Annotated in this window: 16 protein-coding genes, 2 pseudogenes and 2 riboswitches; of the genes and pseudogenes, 6 read left to right on the forward strand and 12 right to left on the reverse strand. The window is 66.6% G+C overall.

The window, feature by feature from the left end; translation table 11 throughout:
- Nucleotides 1-60: 60 nt before the first annotated feature.
- Nucleotides 61-1,011: an SDR family oxidoreductase gene (locus ACW18A_RS10675; RefSeq protein WP_492021697.1), complete on the reverse strand. Its 951-nt coding sequence runs from the start codon at nt 1,009-1,011 to the stop codon at nt 61-63.
- A gap of 68 nt (nt 1,012-1,079) precedes the next feature.
- Between ACW18A_RS10675 and ACW18A_RS10680 the strand changes: the two genes are divergently transcribed.
- Nucleotides 1,080-1,685, forward strand: coding sequence for a TetR/AcrR family transcriptional regulator (locus ACW18A_RS10680; RefSeq protein ID WP_492021698.1), 606 nt, complete (start codon nt 1,080-1,082; stop codon nt 1,683-1,685).
- On the opposite strand, the gene ACW18A_RS10685 is transcribed toward ACW18A_RS10680, so the two are convergent.
- From ACW18A_RS10685 to ACW18A_RS10735, 11 genes and pseudogenes are all read right to left on the reverse strand, one after another.
- Nucleotides 1,648-2,229 carry a hypothetical protein gene (locus tag ACW18A_RS10685; protein ID WP_492021699.1) on the reverse strand — a complete coding sequence of 194 codons (582 nt, stop codon included), beginning with the start codon at nt 2,227-2,229 and terminating at the stop codon, nt 1,648-1,650. The two genes, ACW18A_RS10680 and ACW18A_RS10685, sit on opposite strands and share 38 nt — an antisense overlap.
- Nucleotides 2,230-2,316: 87 nt before the next feature.
- Nucleotides 2,317-2,469: pseudogene (locus ACW18A_RS10690) on the reverse strand (hypothetical protein); the annotation flags it as partial.
- Entirely contained in the window at nt 2,468-3,043 is a 576-nt protein-coding gene (locus ACW18A_RS10695) for a hypothetical protein (protein WP_492021700.1), read from the reverse strand. The pseudogene ACW18A_RS10690 and the gene ACW18A_RS10695, both read right to left, overlap by 2 nt.
- An 88-nt stretch (nt 3,044-3,131) precedes the next feature.
- Nucleotides 3,132-4,703 (reverse strand): aminomethyl-transferring glycine dehydrogenase subunit GcvPB, encoded by a 1,572-nt coding sequence (gene gcvPB / locus ACW18A_RS10700; protein ID WP_492021701.1) that lies wholly within the window; start codon nt 4,701-4,703, stop codon nt 3,132-3,134.
- Between the two features lie 2 nt (nt 4,704-4,705).
- Nucleotides 4,706-6,052 carry an aminomethyl-transferring glycine dehydrogenase subunit GcvPA gene (gcvPA, locus tag ACW18A_RS10705; protein ID WP_492021702.1) on the reverse strand — a complete coding sequence of 449 codons (1,347 nt, stop codon included), beginning with the start codon at nt 6,050-6,052 and terminating at the stop codon, nt 4,706-4,708.
- A gap of 222 nt (nt 6,053-6,274) precedes the next feature.
- On the reverse strand, nt 6,275-6,640 hold the full coding sequence (gene gcvH / locus ACW18A_RS10710) for a glycine cleavage system protein GcvH (protein WP_492021703.1): 366 nt from the start codon (nt 6,638-6,640) through the stop codon (nt 6,275-6,277).
- Nucleotides 6,641-6,650: 10 nt separating this feature from the next.
- On the reverse strand, nt 6,651-7,766 hold the full coding sequence (gene gcvT, locus ACW18A_RS10715) for a glycine cleavage system aminomethyltransferase GcvT (RefSeq protein ID WP_492021704.1): 1,116 nt from the start codon (nt 7,764-7,766) through the stop codon (nt 6,651-6,653).
- A 60-nt stretch (nt 7,767-7,826) separates the two neighbouring features.
- A riboswitch (glycine riboswitch) is annotated at nt 7,827-7,927 on the reverse strand.
- Nucleotides 7,928-7,931: 4 nt separating this feature from the next.
- Nucleotides 7,932-8,030, reverse strand: a riboswitch (glycine riboswitch).
- Between the two features lie 475 nt (nt 8,031-8,505).
- Nucleotides 8,506-9,513, reverse strand: a complete 1,008-nt coding sequence (locus ACW18A_RS10720; protein ID WP_492021705.1) for an adenosine deaminase — start codon at nt 9,511-9,513, stop codon at nt 8,506-8,508.
- 21 nt (nt 9,514-9,534) lie between these two features.
- Nucleotides 9,535-10,302, reverse strand: coding sequence for a PIN domain-containing protein (locus ACW18A_RS10725; protein WP_492021706.1), 768 nt, complete (start codon nt 10,300-10,302; stop codon nt 9,535-9,537).
- Nucleotides 10,303-10,372: 70 nt separating this feature from the next.
- A complete protein-coding gene (argS, locus tag ACW18A_RS10730; RefSeq protein ID WP_492021707.1) occupies nt 10,373-12,136 on the reverse strand; it encodes an arginine--tRNA ligase in 1,764 nt (587 codons plus the stop codon).
- Nucleotides 12,133-12,804, reverse strand: a complete 672-nt coding sequence (locus tag ACW18A_RS10735; protein WP_492021708.1) for a Tat pathway signal sequence domain protein — start codon at nt 12,802-12,804, stop codon at nt 12,133-12,135. Before ACW18A_RS10735 ends, argS begins: the two co-directional genes overlap by 4 nt.
- A 133-nt stretch (nt 12,805-12,937) precedes the next feature.
- Here ACW18A_RS10735 and ispH point away from each other — a divergent pair, with 133 nt between their 5' ends.
- The 5 genes and pseudogenes from ispH (at nt 12,938) to ACW18A_RS10760 (ending at nt 18,311) form a co-directional block, all read left to right on the forward strand.
- Entirely contained in the window at nt 12,938-13,921 is a 984-nt protein-coding gene (gene ispH, locus ACW18A_RS10740; RefSeq protein ID WP_492021709.1) for a 4-hydroxy-3-methylbut-2-enyl diphosphate reductase, read from the forward strand.
- A 121-nt stretch (nt 13,922-14,042) separates the two neighbouring features.
- On the forward strand, nt 14,043-14,417 hold the full coding sequence (locus tag ACW18A_RS10745) for a BlaI/MecI/CopY family transcriptional regulator (protein WP_492021710.1): 375 nt from the start codon (nt 14,043-14,045) through the stop codon (nt 14,415-14,417).
- Complete coding sequence (locus ACW18A_RS10750; protein WP_492021711.1) at nt 14,398-16,011, forward strand: M56 family metallopeptidase; 1,614 nt, start codon at nt 14,398-14,400, stop codon at nt 16,009-16,011. The genes ACW18A_RS10745 and ACW18A_RS10750 overlap by 20 nt, the downstream gene beginning before the upstream one ends.
- 46 nt (nt 16,012-16,057) lie before the next feature.
- A complete protein-coding gene (locus ACW18A_RS10755; RefSeq protein ID WP_492021712.1) occupies nt 16,058-17,368 on the forward strand; it encodes a serine hydrolase domain-containing protein in 1,311 nt (436 codons plus the stop codon).
- Nucleotides 17,369-17,541: 173 nt separating this feature from the next.
- A pseudogene (locus ACW18A_RS10760) lies at nt 17,542-18,311 on the forward strand (IS5 family transposase).
- Nucleotides 18,312-18,556: the final 245 nt, after the last annotated feature.

The raw sequence follows: 18,556 nt of genomic DNA on the forward strand, positions 1-18,556 counted from the left end.
CCGGCGCTGGGCGGCGCGGCCAAACTGACCTCGCGCGCCGCCACCAAGGCCGCCACGGCCTCACAGGGCGCGCGTGGCGTCTGCGAAACGAACGCCCAGCATGGCCTCGGTGACGTCCCACAGGCGGGCGGCCGCCGCCGCGTCCAGCGCCTTAGGCTCGGCCTTTGCGACCCCCGGTGGCCCCTTCATCTCCCGCATCCGGGTCACGCCGACATAGGCACCGCCCGGCACTGCGGGGTCCGTCGCCGCCATCAGGATCGGAAGAGCCCCGCCTGCCGCCGAGTTGCTGAACAGCGGCGCGATCGGCGGAAACAGGACACTCATGACAAGGCGGGCAAAAGGCCTCCGCCCCAGGGGCCCCGCCGCGACCAGCCCTGTCCGCGCCACCCCGGGATGGGCGGCGATGCTGGTCAGGCCCCAGCCGTTCGCCCGACTTCTGCGGTCCAGCTCCAGAGCGAACATCAACATGGCCAGTTTGGACTGGGAATAGGCCGACCATGCGCCGTATCCATGCCCGGCGTTGAGATCGTCGAAGGCGATCCGACCGCGCCGATGAGCGATCGAGGACAACGACACCACCCGCGCTTCCCCGGCCTTCAATAACGGCAACAGCCGCGCCGTCAGGGCGAAATGGCCCAGATAGTTGGTCGCCAGCTGCATCTCGAACCCGTCGACCGTCTCCTCCCGCGTCGGCAGGGCCATGACCCCGGCGTTGTTCACCAGGATGTCGATCGGCCGCCCGTCCAACAGCATGCGGTCGGCGAAGGCGGCGACCGAGGCCTGGCTCGCCAGATCAAGGGCCTCGAACCGGACATTCTCGGCCGGGACCGCACGATGGATACGCCGGATCGCAGCCTCACCCTTGGCGGGATTCCGCGCCGCAATGACGACCTCGGCCCCCTTGCGGGCGAGTTCCAGGGCGGTCTCGTATCCAGTCCCGCCGGTAGAGCCGGTGACGATCGCCAGTTTTCCGGTCTGGTCGGGAATGTTAGCGGTGGTCCAGTTCGACATCGGGTCTATCCTGCGGGTCTGACGTGAGGGAGGAACATCGGGTTGCAATATCTGCACTCGATGCAAATATGCAAGCCGTGCAAGACAAGATTTCAGGCCTGCGTGAACGCAAACGCGCCGACACCCATGCGCGGGTCCACGGCGCCGCGATGGAGCTCTTCGGCCGCAAAGGTTTCGAGGCCACGACCCTCGACGACATAGCGATTGCCGCCGGTGTGTCCCGCCGCAGCCTGTTCCACTATTTCGCGTCCAAGGAAGACATCGTCCTGTCGACCAAGGCGGGTCTGGGCGACCTGATCGAGGCCGCCGTGGCGCGCCGCCCGGCCGACGAGCCCCTGCTGGCCATGGCCGAGAACGCCCTGACCGACATGGCCTCGGACTTCCAGGGCCCCGGCCCTCGCGCCCTGGCCCGCCTGATCCATGACACGCCGGCGCTGAAGGCGGGCGACCACGCCAGGTACGAGATGCTGGAATGCCGCCTGGGCGAAGCTCTGGCGGCGCGCAAGGGCCTGGCCCCCGACGACCTTCACGCCCGGGTAGTGGCCGTGACCGCGATCGGCGTACTGCGCATGGCGACCGGGACCTGGCTCACCTCCGACGACGACGTAGGCCCCGAGGTCCACGGCAAGGCCGCCTTCATGGCGCTGAGGCAGGCCGCCCGGACGCCCGGCTGAGGAAGAGGCCCCGGTGCGTCGCCAGGCCCCCAAGGATCGCCGCCGCCAGAAGATTGACGGCCAGTGTCACTTTTCCCCAGTCGCTCTCCCACAGCCGGACGCCGAAGAAGCCGAGCGCCAACACGGCAAGGCCCAGCCCGATGCAGCCGACGAAGACCAGCGTCCCGACCCGGCCGGACGCCTTCCAGACCTCCGCCTCACCCTCGTCGGTGAAGGGGCTGATGTGCCGGTAGCGACCGCCGACAACGGCGAAGATCTCTCGAATGAACTCCCCCTCACCCCTGCTGTCATGCCCGAACGCGTCATATTGCGGAGAGGGCGCTGTGCGGCTCGACAGCACAGGCGAACGGGTCATGACCCAGAAACCGAATCCCGCGATCAGGGACGCGCCAACCGCGAGGATCAGGTAGGGGATAGCCGACGACAAGGCGTCGCCGAGCGCGGCGTCCGCGGTGGCGGTCTTTCCCATCTGCCAGCCGTACAGCCCCCAGATGATGACGGCGACAATGAGTTCGGCCCAGGTGATGGCCTGTCTCGGCGTCATACGATCCCCTCCGCGGCAACTGCGGTATCAACGATACCGCCGGTCCGCCGAGACTAGACTGAACGACGCCATTGGCACCAGAGCCTGATCCGCCGCGATGTTCGTCCCTTCCGGTGCCGTCCAGCGTAGCTTGGGAGAGCGGGCGGCGCGGGTCTCGTCGAGGCGACGCAGGGGCGCATGGACGGGCGCGCCCTTGAACCGTTCGACATCGCCCGCCTTCGCCGCCCTGCGCCTCAGCCTAGGCTGACCGCGAACGCCAGAGAAACAGCGTTCGGTGCACCAGAAAACTCACCAGACCGCAAACACTGACCGCAGTGACGATCAGGACGACCTGTCCGCTCCGGTCGCTCCACAGCGACCGCCCCAAGCCGACGGTCCAGACCCCCGCCGCGAGGGCGACCAAGGCCATTGACGCCAGCAGCGCCTTCAGCCCGGGCAACCGTGCCGCTCGCCACAGACCGGCCTCGGCATCGGTGGCATAGGGTTTGGCGTCCTTCCTGCGCCCCGTCATGACGGCAATCGCCTCGCGCAAAGTGATGCCGAAGATATAGGTGTCCCACAGGAGCGGACTGTTCGGATAGTCGCTGTAGCCCCGCTGCGACAGTCGCGGCGACCGCGCGATGACGAACACGAGGCCTCGCGTGAGGGCCAGGGCTCCCACCAGCATGATCAGATAGGGCCAGGAGGGCCACAGGACATCGCCTGGCGTCGGTGCGTGTCTGTCAGCGAAATCCAGCGCGCCCGAGACGTAAAAGGCCCATAAGCCCAGCGTCATGATCAGCTCGGCCCAGGTGATGGCCTGTCTCGGCGTCATGCCACAGCCCCCTCGGCGCGGATCCGGAAGCGGACCAGTCGGGCCGAACGGTCAAGCCTAGGCCCGAAGCGGCCGGGAAGACCAGAGCCTACTCCGCCGCGATGTTCGTCCCTTCCGGGGCGACCCAGCGCAGCTTCGGCGAACGGGCCGCCCGGGTCTCGTCGAGGCGACGCAGAGGCGCATGGAACGGCGCACCCTTGAACCGGTCGACATCGCCTGCTTTCGCCGCCTGGGCCAGCAGGCGCAGGGCATGGATGAACCGGTCCAGCTCGGCCTTGGACTCCGTCTCGGTCGGCTCGATCAGCATGGCCCCGTGGACGACCAGCGGGAAATACATGGTCATCGGGTGGAAGCCCTCGTCGATCATCGCCTTGGCGAAGTCGAGCGTGGTGATGTCCGTGCCCTTCAGCCATTCGTCGTCGAACAGGGCCTCGTGCATGCACGGACCGTCCGGGAAGGCCGCGCTCATCACGTCCGACAGGCGGGCCTTGATGTAGTTGGCGTTCAGGACCGCGTCCTCGGCCACCTGACGCAGGCCGTCGGAGCCGTGGCTCATCATGTAGCTGAGCGCGCGGACATACATGCCCATCTGGCCCTGGAAGGCGCACATGCGACCGAAGGCCTGGGCGGCCTCGTCCTCCTCGCGCTCGATCAGACGATAACCATCCGCGTCATGGACGACCCAGGGAGCCGGGGCGAACGGCGCCAGGGCGGCTGACAGCACGACCGGACCCGACCCGGGACCGCCGCCGCCATGGGGAGTCGAGAAGGTCTTGTGCAGGTTGATATGCATCGCATCGACGCCCAGGTCCCCCGGGCGAACCCGGCCGACGATGGCGTTGAAGTTGGCCCCGTCGCAGTAGAAATAGGCGCCCGCCTCATGCGTCAGCCGGCTGATCTCCAGGATGTCGCGTTCGAACAGGCCGCAGGTGTTCGGATTGGTCACCATGATGGCGGCCACGTCCGGACCCAGCTTCGACGCCAGGTCGGCCACGTCCACACGCCCGTCGTCGGTCTGGGCCACCTCGACCACCGTATAGCCGACGAAGGCGGCCGTCGCCGGGTTGGTGCCGTGGGCCGAGGTCGGCACCAGCACCTTGCGGCGCGCCTCGTGCTGGCCCGACGCCTCATGCGCCGCGCGGATGGCCATCAGGCCGCACAGTTCGCCGTGAGCACCGGCCTTGGGCGACAGGGCCACGGCCGGCATGCCGGTCAGGGTCTTCAGCCAGTGCGACAGCTGATCCATCAGCTCCAGCGCCCCCTGCACCGTCGAGATCGGCTGCAGCGGGTGGATGTCGGAGAAGCCCGGCAGGCGGGCCATCTTCTCGTTCAGGCGCGGGTTATGCTTCATCGTGCACGAGCCCAACGGATAGAGGGCCAGGTCGATGGCGTGGTTCTTCTGCGACAGCCGCACATAGTGACGCATCGTCTCGGGCTCACTCAGGCCCGGAAGACCGATCGGATCGCGCCGGATCAGGTCGCCCAGATCGCCGCCGTCCGTCTTCGGTTCCGGCAGGTCGACGCCGGTCTTGCCCCAGCCGTCGCTCTCGAAGATCAGCAGTTCGTCCTGCAACAGGCCGCGTCCGCCGGTCAGGGTGGCGGGCTTGTTCTCGACGCGGTTCGGAGTGGTGGGCCGGCCGACGGTGTTCATCGTGCTCATCTTCAGGCTCCCAGGATCTTGGTCAGCGACTTGACCAGGGTCTGGATGTCCGCATCCAGCGTCGTCTCGGTCGCGGCGACCAGCAGGACGTCGTCCATGCCGGCGTCGGGGGCCAGTCGGCTGTAGGGCACGCCGGCCAGCACATGATGCGCGGCCAGCTGGTCCACCACCTCGGCCGCGTTCTTCGGCAGGCGGACGGCGAACTCGTTGAAGAACCGGCCGGTCAGGATCTCGACCCCCGGAATGGCGGCCAGGGCATCGCGCGTCGCCAGCGCCTTCTCGTGGTTCAACAGGGCCAGCTTCCGCAGCCCCGTCTCGCCCAGCAGGCTCATGTGGATGGTGAAAGCCAGGCTGCACAGACCGGAGTTGGTGCAGATGTTCGACGTCGCCTTGTCGCGGCGGATATGCTGCTCGCGCGTCGACAGGGTCAGGACGAAGCCCCGCTCCCCATCGGCATCGACGGTCTCGCCGCACAGGCGGCCCGGCATCTGGCGGATCAGCTTCTCGCGCGTCGCGAACAGGCCGACATAGGGGCCGCCATAGTTCAGGGCATTGCCGATCGACTGGCCCTCGGCGGCGACGATGTCGGCCCCCATCTCGCCCGGCGACTTCAACAGACCCATCGACACGGCCTCGGTGACCACGACGATCAGCAGGGCCCCGGCGGCGTGGGCGGCCTCGGCGATCTTCGTCACGTCGGTGGCCGTGCCGAAGACGTTCGGGGTCTGGACGACGACGCAGGCGGTGTCCGGACCGATCCGGGCGATGACGTCGGCCTCGGCGTCCACCGCAGCGGCCAGAACCTCGGTCTCGACGCCGACCGCGTGCACCACGGTCTCGGTCGCCCGGACATAGTGCGGGTGCACCCCGCCCGAGATGACCGCCTTGTTCCGGCGCGTCACCCGCGTCGCCATCAGCACGCCCTCGGCCATGGCGGTCGAGCCGTCGTAGAGCGAGGCATTGGCCACATCCATCCCGGTCAGGTTCGCGACCTGGGTCTGGAACTCATAGAGATACTGCAGCGTCCCCTGTGCGATCTCGGGCTGATACGGCGTGTAGCTGGTCAGGAATTCCGAGCGCTGGATCACGTGATCCACCGTCGCCGGCACATGGTGGCGATAGGCGCCCGCACCGCAGAAGAAGGGCACGTCGCCCGCCGCCGTGTTCTTGCCCGCCAGCGTCTTCAATGCCCTCTCGACCTCCAGCTCGCCCATGACGCGCGGCAGGTCGACGAAGCCGTCGCGCCGCGCCGCCTGGGGCACGTCCACGAACAGGTCGTCGATCGATTTCACGCCGATGGCGGCGAGCATCGCCGTACGGTCGTCGGGGGTCAGGGGGAGGTAGCGCATCGTATGTTCACCTAGCGGCGGGGAGACCTTGTCATCCCGGCCGCAGCGAAGCGGAGAGCCGGGACGGCGTGGGATGATCTTGCATGTCCCGGTCAGCCGCTGGGCTGAACCGGGACAAGGGCGGAACTTGGAGCTTGCCCCGGATGAGCTTCGCTCTCCGGGACCGGGGTCTTATCGGCAGGCAGGTCCCGGCTCTCCGCTTCGCGTCGGCCGGGATGACGATCAAAGCGACGCCAGGAACTCATCGTAGGCGGCGCGGTCCATCAGGCCGGCGATCTGGCCGGCGTCCGAGACCTTGATCTTCGCGAACCAGCCCTCGCCTTCGGCGTCGGCGTTGACCGTCTCGGGCGCGGTGGCCAGCACAGCGTTGCCCTCGATCACTTCACCCGAGACCGGGGCGTAGACGTCCGAGGCCGCCTTCACGCTCTCGACGACGGCGAAGCTGTCGCCCTTGCCGACGGTCTTGCCGGCTTCCGGCGTCTCGACGAACACCACATCGCCCAGCTGGTCGGCGGCGTGTTTGGTGATGCCGACGGTGGCGACGTCGCCGTCGAGGCGAACCCACTCGTGATCCTTGGTGAAGTGCATGGTGGTCCCTTTAGGCTTTCGGTTTACGGTAATAGCGTTGGGTGACGAACGGCATGTCGATCACCTCGGCGGCGGCGGCCTTGCCGCGCACGATGACCTTTAACCCGGTCCCCAGGGCGGCGTGCGATGGCGGCACATAGCCCATGGCGATGTTGCGACCCAGCGTCGGCGACGGCCCGCCCGAGGTCACCTTGCCGATGACGTTCCCGTCCAGATCCGCGATCTCGGCGCCCTCACGGGCCGGCGCGCCTTCCTTGACGCTGAGACCCACGCGCACCCGCGATGGGCCCTCGGCCAGTTCCTTCAGGATGCGCGCGGCGCCGTTGAAGTCGGCGGCCTCCTTGCGCGACTTCGACAGGGCGAAGGTCAGGCCACCCTCGACCGGGGACGTGCCCGGATCAATGTCGTGCCCATGCAGCGGCAGGCCTGCCTCCAGACGCAGGCTGTCGCGCGCGCCCAGGCCGATCGGCTTGACCCGGGCGTCCTCCAGGATGGTGTTCCACACCCGCTCGGCATCGGCTGCCGGGACGGAAATCTCGTAGCCGTCCTCGCCCGTATAGCCCGAGCGCGAGACGTAGCAGTCGACCCCGAACAGCATCAGCCGCGCGCAGTCCATGAAACCGAACTCGGCCAGCACCGGCTCGTGCTTCGCCATGACCTCGGCCGCTTCCGGCCCCTGGATCGCGATCAGGGCCCGGTCGTCCAGCACGGTCAGGGTCGCGTCGCCCGACAGATGCTCGGACCAGAAGGCGAAGTCCTCGTCCTTGTTGCCGGCGTTGACGACGACAAACAGGCCGTCGTGGTCGGGCTTGCCCGCCATCAGGTCGTCAATGATCCCGCCCTGTTCGTTCAGCAGCAGGCTGTATTTCTGACGGCCGGCCTTCAGCACATCATAGTCGCCGGGCACGAAGCGCTGGAACTGGGCGATCGCGTCAGGACCGGTGAATTTGCACTGGCCCATATGGCTGACGTCGAACAGGCCGGCGTGCTCGCGCGTCCAGCGGTGCTCGGCCAGGACGCCTTCATACTGCACCGGCATGTCGTATCCGCCGAACCCGACCATGCGGGCACCCGCCGCACGGTGCGCGGCATTCAGAGGAGTGATCTTCAGCGTTTCGTCGGTCATGCGGGTCCAGACTTTCAGGGTCGCGTCTCGAGGCGGAAAGCTCCGCCGTCCTCGCGCCCCCGCTGTCTGTGAAGCCTGAGAGATTCCAACGCCCGAAACCAGGCGTCTTGCTCCGTCGGCGCGGTCCCCAAGCCCTTGGGCTCTGGACCGACTTTCCAGCGTCCGAATGTTCTCGCGGTCCGTTTGCCTGAGCGTTTCCGGGGCGGTTGCGCCTTCGGCTCCGGGTCGGTTTTGAGGCCGCCCGATCTCTCCCGCGAGAGCGAAGTGACCAAGGCCCCGACTCCGGTGCGAAGTCAAGCGTGGGCTTGGGAACCGGCCGTTCTCATCCCGGCCGTAGCGAAGCGAAGAGCCGGGACTGGACGCTCCCATTAGTCTTGCCCCGGAGAGCGCAGCTCATCCGGGGCAAGGCCGATCCACTATCCCTCGGCCCGGTTCAGCCAAGCGGCTGACCGGGCCGAAAATTACGACACGAACCCGTCCCGGATCAGCGCTCCGCGCTGTCCGGGATGACACGATGCGCACCTTGGAACGGGGATTTCGATGTCGCACATAAAATCCTGCGCGCATCCCGAAACGCCGCCACGCCTGATCCAGAAGCCCGTTCGACCCTGTTTGTTAGCCTTGGTATTCCGCTGACGTACAATGCACGCACGGTTCGCGGAGAGAGCGAGCAAACGGATTTCGTCCGTTTCGTCCGTTTCGTCAGGGTGTTTTTCGTCCGGACGGACGGACAAAACGCTCAGCCCGCGTAAGCGTCGACCTCGGCCAGTCGCTCCGCCTTGTCCGCGTCCGACAGGAACGACCCCTCGAAGCTGTTCCGGGCCAGCTGCGTCACATGTTCGCGGCTCAGCCCCACGGCCTCCGCCAGCCTCGAGTAGTTGGCGTTCACGTAGCCGCCGAAATAGGCCGGATCGTCCGAGTTCAAGGTCACATGCAGGCCCCGGCGCAGCATCTCCGGCACCGGGTGGTCCTTCAGGTCCTTCACCACACAGAGCTTCAGGTTCGACAGGGGACAGACGGTCAGCGTCATCTGCTCGGCGGCCAGTCGCTGGATCAGGCTCTCGTCCTCCATCGACCGGTTGCCGTGATCCATCCGGTCGATGTGCAGCAGGTCCAGCGCCTCGTGAACATAGGCGGGCGGCCCCTCCTCCCCGGCATGGGCGCACAGCTTCAGGCCCAGCTCGCGCGCGGCGGCGAAGACCCGGACGAATTTCGACGGCGGATGCCCGACCTCCGACGAGTCCAGCCCGACCCCGATAAAGTGATGCAGATACGGCTTCGCCATCTCCAGCGTCGCGAAGGCCTCTTCCTCCGACAGATGCCGCAGGAAGCTCAGGATCAGACCGGACGTCACGCCCAGTTCCGCCTTCGCCCGGTCCATCCCGGCGGTCAGTCCCTCGACCACGACCCCGAACTCCACGCCGCGATCGGTGTGGGTCTGGGGGTCGAAGAAGATCTCGGCGTGCCGCACATTGTCCGCCGCCGCCCGCTGGAAATAGGCGAAGGCCAGATCCTCGAAATCCTTGCGCGTCAGCAGGACATTCGCCCCGGCGTAGTAGATGTCGAGGAAGTCCTGCAGGTTCGAGAAATCATACGCCGCCCGCACCGCCTCGACGCTGTCGAACGGGATCTGAACCCCGTTCCGTCGGGCCAGTTCGAACATCAGCTCAGGCTCGAGCGAACCCTCGATGTGCAAATGCAGTTCGGCCTTGGGCAGGCCGGCGATATAGGCGTTCAGATCAATCATGGGCCCTCGCTATCAGCGCAATCAGTTCGACACCACCAGCCGCAGATGTCCACGCTTGATCTCGGGTTGGGGCGGGATCGGCCCCGGCGGTGGCGGGGCGATCCCCTCAGCAGTCCAGCTCCTCGGCCGTTCGACGAAGCCCGACCGCGTCAGGATCCGCTCCGGAAGGCTCGACCGCTCCAGCATGCCCATGTCGATCTCGCTCCTCAGATGGGCCCATTCCAGAAGCTGGCGGTTATGCCCCCGCCCCGGCGGCGCGACACTGACCACGGTCTTGTCGGGATAGCCCTCATGCAGGAACCGCGTCGTCGCCGCATGATCTCCGTCGGTGGTCAGAATGTAGGCCGTATCGAACCGGTTGGCGGCCGCATCTGCGGCGATCGACAGGGCCAGGTTCACGTCGCTCTGCTTCTCCGTCGCATCCATCCACTGATGTCCGCAGGCGTGGCAGTGGTCGCTGTGAACCACGAAATGCCCCATCAGGCAGCGAACATCCCGGGCCCTCAACGCCTCCTCATAGGCCAGCAGGGCCTCCATCCGGTCTCGACGCTGCGGTCGATGTGCGCTGGCCCAGGTGACGCCGGCCAGCCGCTCGCCCGGCGGCAGGAGAGCCCGCCCCAGGGCCTTCAGGTCGAGCCAAAGGAGCTCACGCCGCTGCAGATCGAGGATCGCGTGATGCAGGTTGAAGCCGTCGACATACAGCCGGGCGCGTTTGCGGAAGATCGGCAGCCGGAAGCCGTCGCGGCGCACTGCCGGCGTCTGACCTTCCCTGCTCCCCGACCGCGCCATTTCGGCTTCGTCTCCTGCCCTCAGCGGAACAGTTAACCAGTGGACCACAGCGGAGTCCGTGTCGCGGACGCTACATCCGGTCGGGCGAATCGATTCCCAGCAGCCGCAGCGCCGTCTCCAGTTGGCTCAGCCCCGCCCCGGCCAGGGCCAGTCGCGACCCCACCGTCTCGGGCTCCGACGCCGCCAGCACCGGGCAGGCCGCGTAGAATTTCGAGAACGACTGGGCCAGTCGATAGGCATGTTCGGCGATCAGATGCGGCGCGCGCTTGTCATAGGCGTCGGACACCGCCTGATCGAAGGCGTCCAGCGTCAGCACCAGATCACGCTCCGCCGGCTCGCGAACGAAGATCGGCCCGGCCAGCACGCCCTGCGCCTCGGCCTTGCGCAGCAGGGATTTGATCCGCACCGCCTGGTACAGCAGGTAGGGGCCGGTCTTGCCCTCGAAGCTCATGAACCGGTCCAGATCGAAGACGTAGCTGGTGGTCCGGCTGTTCGACAGATCGGCGAACTTGAGCGCCGCCACGGCCACCCTCGACGCCGTGTCCTCGAACTCGGCTTCCGGCAGGTCGGCACCCAGATCGGCCTCCTTCAGCCGCTCCCGCGCCTTGTCCCGGGCCTGGGTGATCAGGTCGTGCAACTTCAGCACGCCCCCTGCGCGGGTCTTGAAAGGCTTGCCGTCCGGGCCGTTCATCGTGCCGTTGGCGGCGTGCTCCAGCTGGCCCGGCGTCGCATAGCCGACCTTGTAGGCCGCCCGGAACACCTGTTCGAAGTGATCCCCCTGCCGCGCATCGACACAGTAGAGGACCAGGTCGAAGTCGAACGACTGTCGGCGATCCAGGATCGTCGCCAGATCGGTCGTGCCGTACATGGCCGAGCCCTCGGACGAGACCAGCAGCAGCGGAGGCAGCTCGCGCTTCTCGCCTTCCTCGGCCACGCGGATGATCCAGGCTCCCTGGTCGAACTCGGCCAGACCGCGCGCCTTGATGTCGGCGACCATGGCCGGGATCAGGGGATCGGCGTCCGACTCCCCGTTCCACAGGTCGAAGGTGACGCCCAGGGCCCCGAACTCGCGCTCCAGCGCGGTCTTCGACACCGCCACGAAATGCCGCCACAGCGCGCGGTAGCCGAGGCGTCCGCCCTGCAGTTCCGCTGTCGCCTTGCGGGCCCGGTCGCGATAATCGATGTCCTCCTTGGCCTTGGCGGCGGCCATCGGATAGAGCCGCTCGAGGTCGTCCAGCGTCACCGGGCTGTGATCCGGGAAAGGACCCTCGCTATCGGCCAGGAAAGCCTCGGCCTTGCCCTCGTCGCCCACGGCCACGATCAGCAGACCCATCTGGAAGCCCCAGTCGCCGAAATGGGCGTCGCCCCAGACCGTGTCGCCCCGGAAGCGGAACAACCGCTTCAGGCTCTCGCCGATGATGGAGGACCTCAGGTGCCCGACGTGCATCGGCTTGGCCACGTTCGGCCCGGCGTAGTCGATGACGACCTTGCGCGGCTGGGCGACCCTGGAGGCGCCGGCGAGCGCCGCGTCGTCGGCCACAGTCTGCGCGCGATGCGCCAGCGCCTCGTCGGAGAGCTTCAGATTGATGAAGCCCGGTCCTGCGACCTCGACGCCCGACAGGCGCGGATCGGAGGCCAGCCGTTCGGCCACACGCCCCGCCAGCTCCCGCGGATTGGCTTTCAGCGCCTTGGCCGCGGCCAGCGCGCCGTTCGACTGGAAATCGGCCAGGTCTGGTCGGTCGGAGGCGGTGACGCGCGCGACCGAGGCGTCCACGCCTTCGGCGGCGAAGGCGGCCGCGACCGCTTCGCCGAGATCGGTCCTGAGGTCGGTCATTGCGCCGGAGGAGTCGCCGCGGCCTGTCCGGCCGTCATGCGGAACCGGCTGCCGGTGCGGTTGAACTCGGCCATCTCGGGCGTGACCTCGAAGCCGATCAGGACCTCGAAATTGCCGCCGCTGGTCTCGGCGCTGACGCGCGGGATGATCACCGACTGCTCTTCGGTGACCGACGCGGTCGCTGCGCCCTCGAAGTCCACCGGCAGGTCGAAATATTCCTTGGCCAGGACGGCTTCGTTCCGCTCGGTGACCGCGATCCAGTAGCGATAGGTACGCTGGTCGCCGTCGGCCTGCGGGCCCCGGCCGAGGTTGAACAGGATGTTCATCTGGACGGAGATCGGCTCATCCGCCTGATAGGCGCAGCCGGCAGTGACGCCCTCGATCTCGCCGGTGTAACCGACGTTGGCGGCGGCGGCGCGCCCGCCCTCCAGTTCCACGAACCGGGCGGCGTCATAGAGGATCTTCACGAACGGGCACGGCCCGGCGTTGGCGACCGACCGCAGGGGGGCGATGCGCGGCGCCCGGGTGCGGCCGCCGTTCTCTTCCTGCTGCTCTTGGGGGCTGCGGCCGCGTTCCGGGCGCTGGTCGGGTTCGCGCGACTGGGCGGAGGCTGCTCCGGCTGAGGCGATGACCGACAGGGCGGCAAGGGCGACGGTCGCAAGACGCATTAGGAAATCCGGAATCTGGGCGCTGACGGAACGCGGTCAGGCTTCCCGCCTGATAGCGGCTAAAGCGAGGCGTCGCAAACCAATGAAGCCCGCCACGGTGGCGACGCGGCACCGGAACGACTAGGTTTCACCCATGGACGCCCTCGCCCCCTCCCCCCTCGTCGCGGCCCCCGGGTTGCGTCGCCCTCTCACGGTGCGCATGGCCACGCCGCGCGGCTTCTGCGCCGGGGTGGACCGGGCGATCCAGATCGTCGAGCGCGCGATCGAAAAGTTCGGCGCTCCGGTCTATGTCCGCCATGAGATCGTCCACAACAGGCACGTCGTCGACCGCCTGAAGGGACTGGGCGCCGTCTTCGTCAAGGAACTGGACGAATGCCCCGACGATCGGCCGGTGGTCTTCTCCGCCCACGGCGTGCCGAAATCGGTGCCGGCGACGGCGCGCGCGCGCGAACTGCTGTTCCTCGACGCCACCTGCCCACTGGTCTCGAAAGTGCATGTCGAGGCCGAGCGCCACCACGCCAACGGCCGCCACATCATCCTGATCGGTCATGCCGGTCATCCGGAGGTCGTCGGCACGCTCGGTCAGTTGCCCGAAGGCGCGATCAGCCTGATCGAGACGGTCGAGGATGCGGAAGCCTTCCAGCGTCCGGGCGACCTGCCTCTGGCCTACGCCACCCAAACGACCCTGTCGCTGGACGACACGTCCGAAATCCTGCTGGTGCTCAAGCACAGGTTTCCCGAACTGCCCGACCCGCACAAGGAAGACATCTGCTACGCTACGACCAACCGCCAGGAAGCGGTCAAGCAACTGGCCGTCGGTTCGGACCTGGTTCTGGTCGTCGGATCGAAGAACTCCTCGAACTCGGTGCGTCTCGTCGAGGTGGCTTTGCGGGCCGGCGCGGGCGACGCCCGTCTGATCGACGACGCCTCGCATATCGACTGGGCCTGGCTGGAGGGTGCCTCGACCGTCGGCGTGACCGCCGGCGCCTCCGCCCCGGAACCCCTCGTTCAGGCCGTGGTTCAGGCCCTGAAGGACCGGTTCGACGTCACCCTGGCCGACGATCCCGGCGAACCGGAGACCGTGACCTTCAAGCTCCCCAGAGCCCTGACCGCCTGACCGCTGCGCGAGCGGCAGGTTTTTCCGTCGCGGACGAAGGGCGCCGCTGTGGTCGGTCGAACTGAACTTGACTCGTAATTTTACATACGTAATATTCTCGCGACAAATCGGCGGAGTACTCATGATCAGCGACGCAGAAAGCCGGATTATGGAGGTCTTTTGGCGCGCGGAGCCGCTGACGGCGGATGAGGTCTACGCCCGCGTCGCCCATGAGACGGGCTGGTCCAGCTCGACCGTCAAGACCCTGATCAACCGGCTTCTCAAAAAACGGGCCCTGCGCGCCCAACGGGTGGGGCGGCGCGCCCTGTACTCTGCGCAACTGAGCAGAGAGGCCTACCTTGAAGCTGAGAGCGGGACCTTCCTCGCACGCCTGTTTGACGGTCGCCTGGCGCCGCTGGTGAGTTGCTTTTCTCAAAGCGGGCGACTGAGTGAACAGGAGGCGGAGGAAATCCAACGTATCCTGGATCGGTTTCACGATGGCGACGCCGGTGACTGAGATCCCGGGCGAGCTCCTTCAGGCTAACCTCGCGCTTGTTGCAGCCGTTGCGCTGTCGATCGCCCTGCGTCCCTTGATGTTGCGCGCGTTCGGCGCCGAGGTGGCCTATCTCCGGTGGCTTCTCGTCCCGCTCGCGATCATCGCAGTGATGGTTCCCGGGCCTACGACGGTCGAAAGCGCCGAGGTTCAGGAACGACGCTTGTCAGCGCCGCAGCGGGCGACCGAGCGAGATGCAGCGACGCCGGCGGAATCAGGCCCCGCAGGCCACTTGGACGATGCCTTGCGGGCATCTCCGGTCGCGGGTCTCGCATTGATCGTCTGGCTTGTCGGCGCAACTGCGTTTGCGCTGGCGCTGCTGGAACGTCAGCGACGCTTCCGCAGGTCGCTCGGAAACCTCGTGCCGGTCGTGGAATACGGTCAGGACGTCTATCGAACCTCATCGAGCACTGTGGGACCGTGTCTGGTCTGGGCGCATGAGCCGGTCATCGTTGTCCCCTCGGACTTCGAGGCGAGATTCAATCCCGCTGAACGGCACCTCATTCTGATGCACGAAAGGGCGCATGCGGAGCGTGGCGATCTTCTTGCCAACCTCGCCGCGTCGATTGTGCTGTGCCTGTTCTGGTGCAATCCCGTTGCACATCTTGGTTGGCGGCGAATGCGGGAGGAACAGGAAGTTGCGTGTGACGCTCGTGTCATCCGCGCACGCCCGGCCGACCGAAAGACCTATGTGCAGGCGCTCCTGCGCGCATCGACCGAAGTGCGGCGCGCGCCTGTCGGTTGCGCCCTCAATGATCGGGCCTCGCTTCCGGAGCGGTTCGCCGCGCTCACTCTGTCGGCGCCATCGCCCGAACTGCGCCTGGCGGGAGCATTGGCGACCGGCGTCCTGTGCCTGGCGGGATGCGGTGGCGCTTGGGCGAGCCAGCCGCCCCGGGTGCTCATGAGCTATCTCGATCTTGACCGCTCGGCCATGCACCGTCTCGGCGCTGGACATGCAAGGGTCTCCGGCGCCGGTCTGTCGAGCGTGCGGAACATCGGATCGTACTCGACCAATCGGATCGTCGTTCGGGGATCCGCATTGATTGTGGTCATACCCGAGGCCCGCGCTGACGTCGTCGTTGAGGCGAACACAGATCAGCTGACGATCTCCAGCCTGCAGGATCGTCTCATCATCAACACGGGAGTACCTTCAGCCGGACCATTGTGCGCGGTTGATGCGAACGCTCCTCTTGTAGTGATCCGCACGCCTCAGAAAGTGAACCTGGACGTTGCGGCGAACAGCTTCGTCAGTATCGATGCGATCGATGACCTGGGGCTTCGCCTCGAGGAGTGTTCAACCGCGCATCTGACCGGCGAGGTGCGCGATCTTTCGCTCATCGTGTCTGACAATTCGGTGTTCGCGACCGCGCACGCCATCGGAGACCTGTCGCTTATCGGCGAGGACAATGCGCAGGCGAGTTTCGGTGACGTCAGTGTCGACGCCGCAATCTCGGCGACAGGGGCGAGCCGCCTCTCGTTTGGCGATGTTCGCGAGCGGAGCGTCGAGTCGGCGCCGACCGCACGCGTGAGATTAAGGCCGCAGCAAAGACAGCTTTGAAGACCTCCGTGCGTTGGCGCGCATCTAAAAAGGACAGGAGAGCAGAATGAACGCCCACCACCGCCCCTCTGCGAAGCGGTCCGCCTCGATGTCGATTTCGCGCCGCTCGGCGGCCCGGTTTCTGGTCGGATCAGCGACCGCCGCGCTGCTGCCGGCCGCCGCGAAGGCGCAGGCGTCTCGGCCGAGCTGGATTCCGGGCGCGGCGACCGCAGCGTCGTTCGCACCGCTGATGCAGCGTCATAGCGTCCCCGGGATGGCGATTGCGGTCATCGAAGAGGGCCGCCTGGCCTGGCAAGGCCACTATGGCGTAGCCAACATAGAGACCGGCGATCCGGTGACGGAGCGGACGCTCTTCCAGGCGGCGTCGCTGTCCAAGCCCATTTTTGGCTACGTCGTCATGAAGCTCATAGAGGAGCAAAGGTTGAGCCTGGATTCGCGCCTGGCCGACTATGCCCGCCCTGGCGGTCAGTCCAGCGACGTCCGCCTCAAGGCCGTGACGGTTCGGCATGTCCTGTGTCATTCGACCGGCTTGCCGAACTGGCGAGATGAATCTGCTGAAACCGCTGAACTCGTCCCGGCTTTCGATCCCGGCAGCGCCTACGCCTACTCGGGCGAGGCCTATCACTGGCTGCAACAGGTCGTCGAGACCATCACCGGCGTCGGCATTGGCGAACTCATGGCGCGCTATCTGTTTCGCCCGGCGGGTCTGGATGACATGGCGATGGTGTGGACACCGGAACGGGATGCGCGAGAGGTGTACGGGCATGTCGTGGCCGACGACGGCCGGGCCGTTCTCGAGGTGAGCCAGTTCCGCAGCCAGCACATGCCCCGCCTTTATGAAGTCGCGGAGCGCTGGGGCCGAGCCGTGCCCGGCTGGACGCATCACGACATTCGCACCGCGCACGGCGTGATGCGTCCCCATAGCGTCCCATCGTTCGCGGAAAGGCCTCTGTGGCTGTGGAATCTTCCCACCAATGCGGCCATCGACGTCGCGTCCAGCACCCGGACCACCGTCAAAGACTATGCGCGCTTCATGACGCTCATGATGACGGCGCCGAGATCGCCGAGGCGATGGCAGGTTTCCGACTCATCACGACAGCTGATGCTGACGCCCCAGCTTGAACGGCCCAATCGCCTGCTTCTGCCGCCCGGCCTCGGCTGGGGCCTTGAACGGCGTGGGGACGGAAACCTGTTTCATCACTGGGGAAAGAACGGGAACGCTCACATATCGGTCGCCCTGGGGGACGCTGCGCGCCGGCGCGGAGTGGTTGTCATGGTCAATGGATCACGAGGCGCTCCTTTGATCGAGGAGGTTGTCGTCGCGATGACCGGCGTGGCTTACGCCTCCATCGTCTAGCCGAGCTCGAAGTATGGTGCAGGCGGCCGGGGTCGAACCGGCATGACCGAAGTCGAGCGATTTCAAGTCACATATGCCAGCATCCAGGCCGTGTGGTCACCGAGGATTCCCAAATCGCCTGATCGCTGATTCAAGGCTGTTCTTTGCGGAGAGCAGCCTTGGTTCGTGGTTTGATGTCGGATGCGGAGTGGGCGTTCTTCGAACCGTTCGTGGTCGAGACGGGGCCAAGGCGAGGGCGGCGTCCTCGCGATCATCGCCTGGTGCTGGACGGGGTGTTCTGGATCGCCCGGACGGACACGGCCTGGCGTGACCTGCACAGCCATTTCGGGACATGGAACTCGGTCTATCGCCAGTTCCGGCGCTGGACACAGGCGGGGACCTGGGACGTCATGCTGGAGGCGCTGAACGAGACCGGCGAAGGTCACGCCAGCGTCCAGATGATCGATTCCACCATTATCCGCGCCCATCAGCACGCCGCCGGCGCGCAAAAAAAGGGGATCAGGACCAGGGTCCTGGCCGCTCGCGTGGTGGCTTCTCGACCAGGATCCATCTCCGCAGCAACGCTCTGGGCCTCCCTGTCGCGGTCACGCTGAGCGGCGGCCAGGTCTCTGATGTGAAAGGCTACGGCCCCGTCATGGACGAGCCCGGGCCCAAGCCTCGCGTCCTGCTCGCCGACAAGGGATACGACGCCGACTTCATCCTCGCCGACCTGGCAGCTCGAGGCGTCGCCGCCGTCATCCCGGCCAAGCGGAACCGCAAGGTGCAGCCCGTCATCGACGGCCACATCTACAGCCTGCGAAACCTCGTCGAGCGATGCATCTCAAAGCTCAAACACAGCCGACGACTGGCTACCCGATACGACAAGACCGCCGACAGCTTTCTCGGCTTCGTCCTCGTCGCATCCATCCGACTGTGGATCAGACACTTTGTCCACACCACCTAGGTAGCGGTCGCGACATCCATACTGGGAGCTGAACTAGCCGAACCGATCCGACAACGCGTAAACGCGGTTGTCTCCTGCCGCCGAGCTGCGTCAGAATGGGACTATCGCTCCCGGCCCTTCGTCAGGGGGCGAGAACGACCAAGCCGATGGCGCTGATGCGGACCGTGCCTTCTCCGACGGACAGCAGTCCTTCACCTACTAGGGTCGCCACCGCTTCCTCGATTTCGGGGGGTGGCGCATCGTCG

Source organism: Brevundimonas sp. AVps5, assembly GCF_058681515.1.

Excerpts from the sequence above, each read along its gene's own strand:
- ACW18A_RS10755 (WP_492021712.1), top strand. The coding sequence starts at position 16,058 with ATGAACGCCCACCACCGCCCCTCTGCGAAGCGGTCCGCCTCGATGTCG.
- ACW18A_RS10720 (WP_492021705.1), bottom strand. The coding sequence starts at position 9,513 with ATGATTGATCTGAACGCCTATATCGCCGGCCTGCCCAAGGCCGAACTG.
- gcvT (WP_492021704.1), bottom strand. The coding sequence starts at position 7,766 with ATGACCGACGAAACGCTGAAGATCACTCCTCTGAATGCCGCGCACCGT.
- ACW18A_RS10680 (WP_492021698.1), top strand. The coding sequence starts at position 1,080 with ATGCAAGCCGTGCAAGACAAGATTTCAGGCCTGCGTGAACGCAAACGC.
- ACW18A_RS10685 (WP_492021699.1), bottom strand. The coding sequence starts at position 2,229 with ATGACGCCGAGACAGGCCATCACCTGGGCCGAACTCATTGTCGCCGTC.
- ACW18A_RS10695 (WP_492021700.1), bottom strand. The coding sequence starts at position 3,043 with ATGACGCCGAGACAGGCCATCACCTGGGCCGAGCTGATCATGACGCTG.
- ACW18A_RS10725 (WP_492021706.1), bottom strand. The coding sequence starts at position 10,302 with ATGGCGCGGTCGGGGAGCAGGGAAGGTCAGACGCCGGCAGTGCGCCGC.
- ACW18A_RS10735 (WP_492021708.1), bottom strand. The coding sequence starts at position 12,804 with ATGCGTCTTGCGACCGTCGCCCTTGCCGCCCTGTCGGTCATCGCCTCA.
- gcvPB (WP_492021701.1), bottom strand. The coding sequence starts at position 4,703 with ATGAGCACGATGAACACCGTCGGCCGGCCCACCACTCCGAACCGCGTC.
- ACW18A_RS10675 (WP_492021697.1), bottom strand. The coding sequence starts at position 1,011 with ATGTCGAACTGGACCACCGCTAACATTCCCGACCAGACCGGAAAACTG.
- gcvPA (WP_492021702.1), bottom strand. The coding sequence starts at position 6,052 with ATGCGCTACCTCCCCCTGACCCCCGACGACCGTACGGCGATGCTCGCC.
- ACW18A_RS10745 (WP_492021710.1), top strand. The coding sequence starts at position 14,043 with ATGATCAGCGACGCAGAAAGCCGGATTATGGAGGTCTTTTGGCGCGCG.
- gcvH (WP_492021703.1), bottom strand. The coding sequence starts at position 6,640 with ATGCACTTCACCAAGGATCACGAGTGGGTTCGCCTCGACGGCGACGTC.
- ACW18A_RS10750 (WP_492021711.1), top strand. The coding sequence starts at position 14,398 with ATGGCGACGCCGGTGACTGAGATCCCGGGCGAGCTCCTTCAGGCTAAC.
- argS (WP_492021707.1), bottom strand. The coding sequence starts at position 12,136 with ATGACCGACCTCAGGACCGATCTCGGCGAAGCGGTCGCGGCCGCCTTC.
- ispH (WP_492021709.1), top strand. The coding sequence starts at position 12,938 with ATGGACGCCCTCGCCCCCTCCCCCCTCGTCGCGGCCCCCGGGTTGCGT.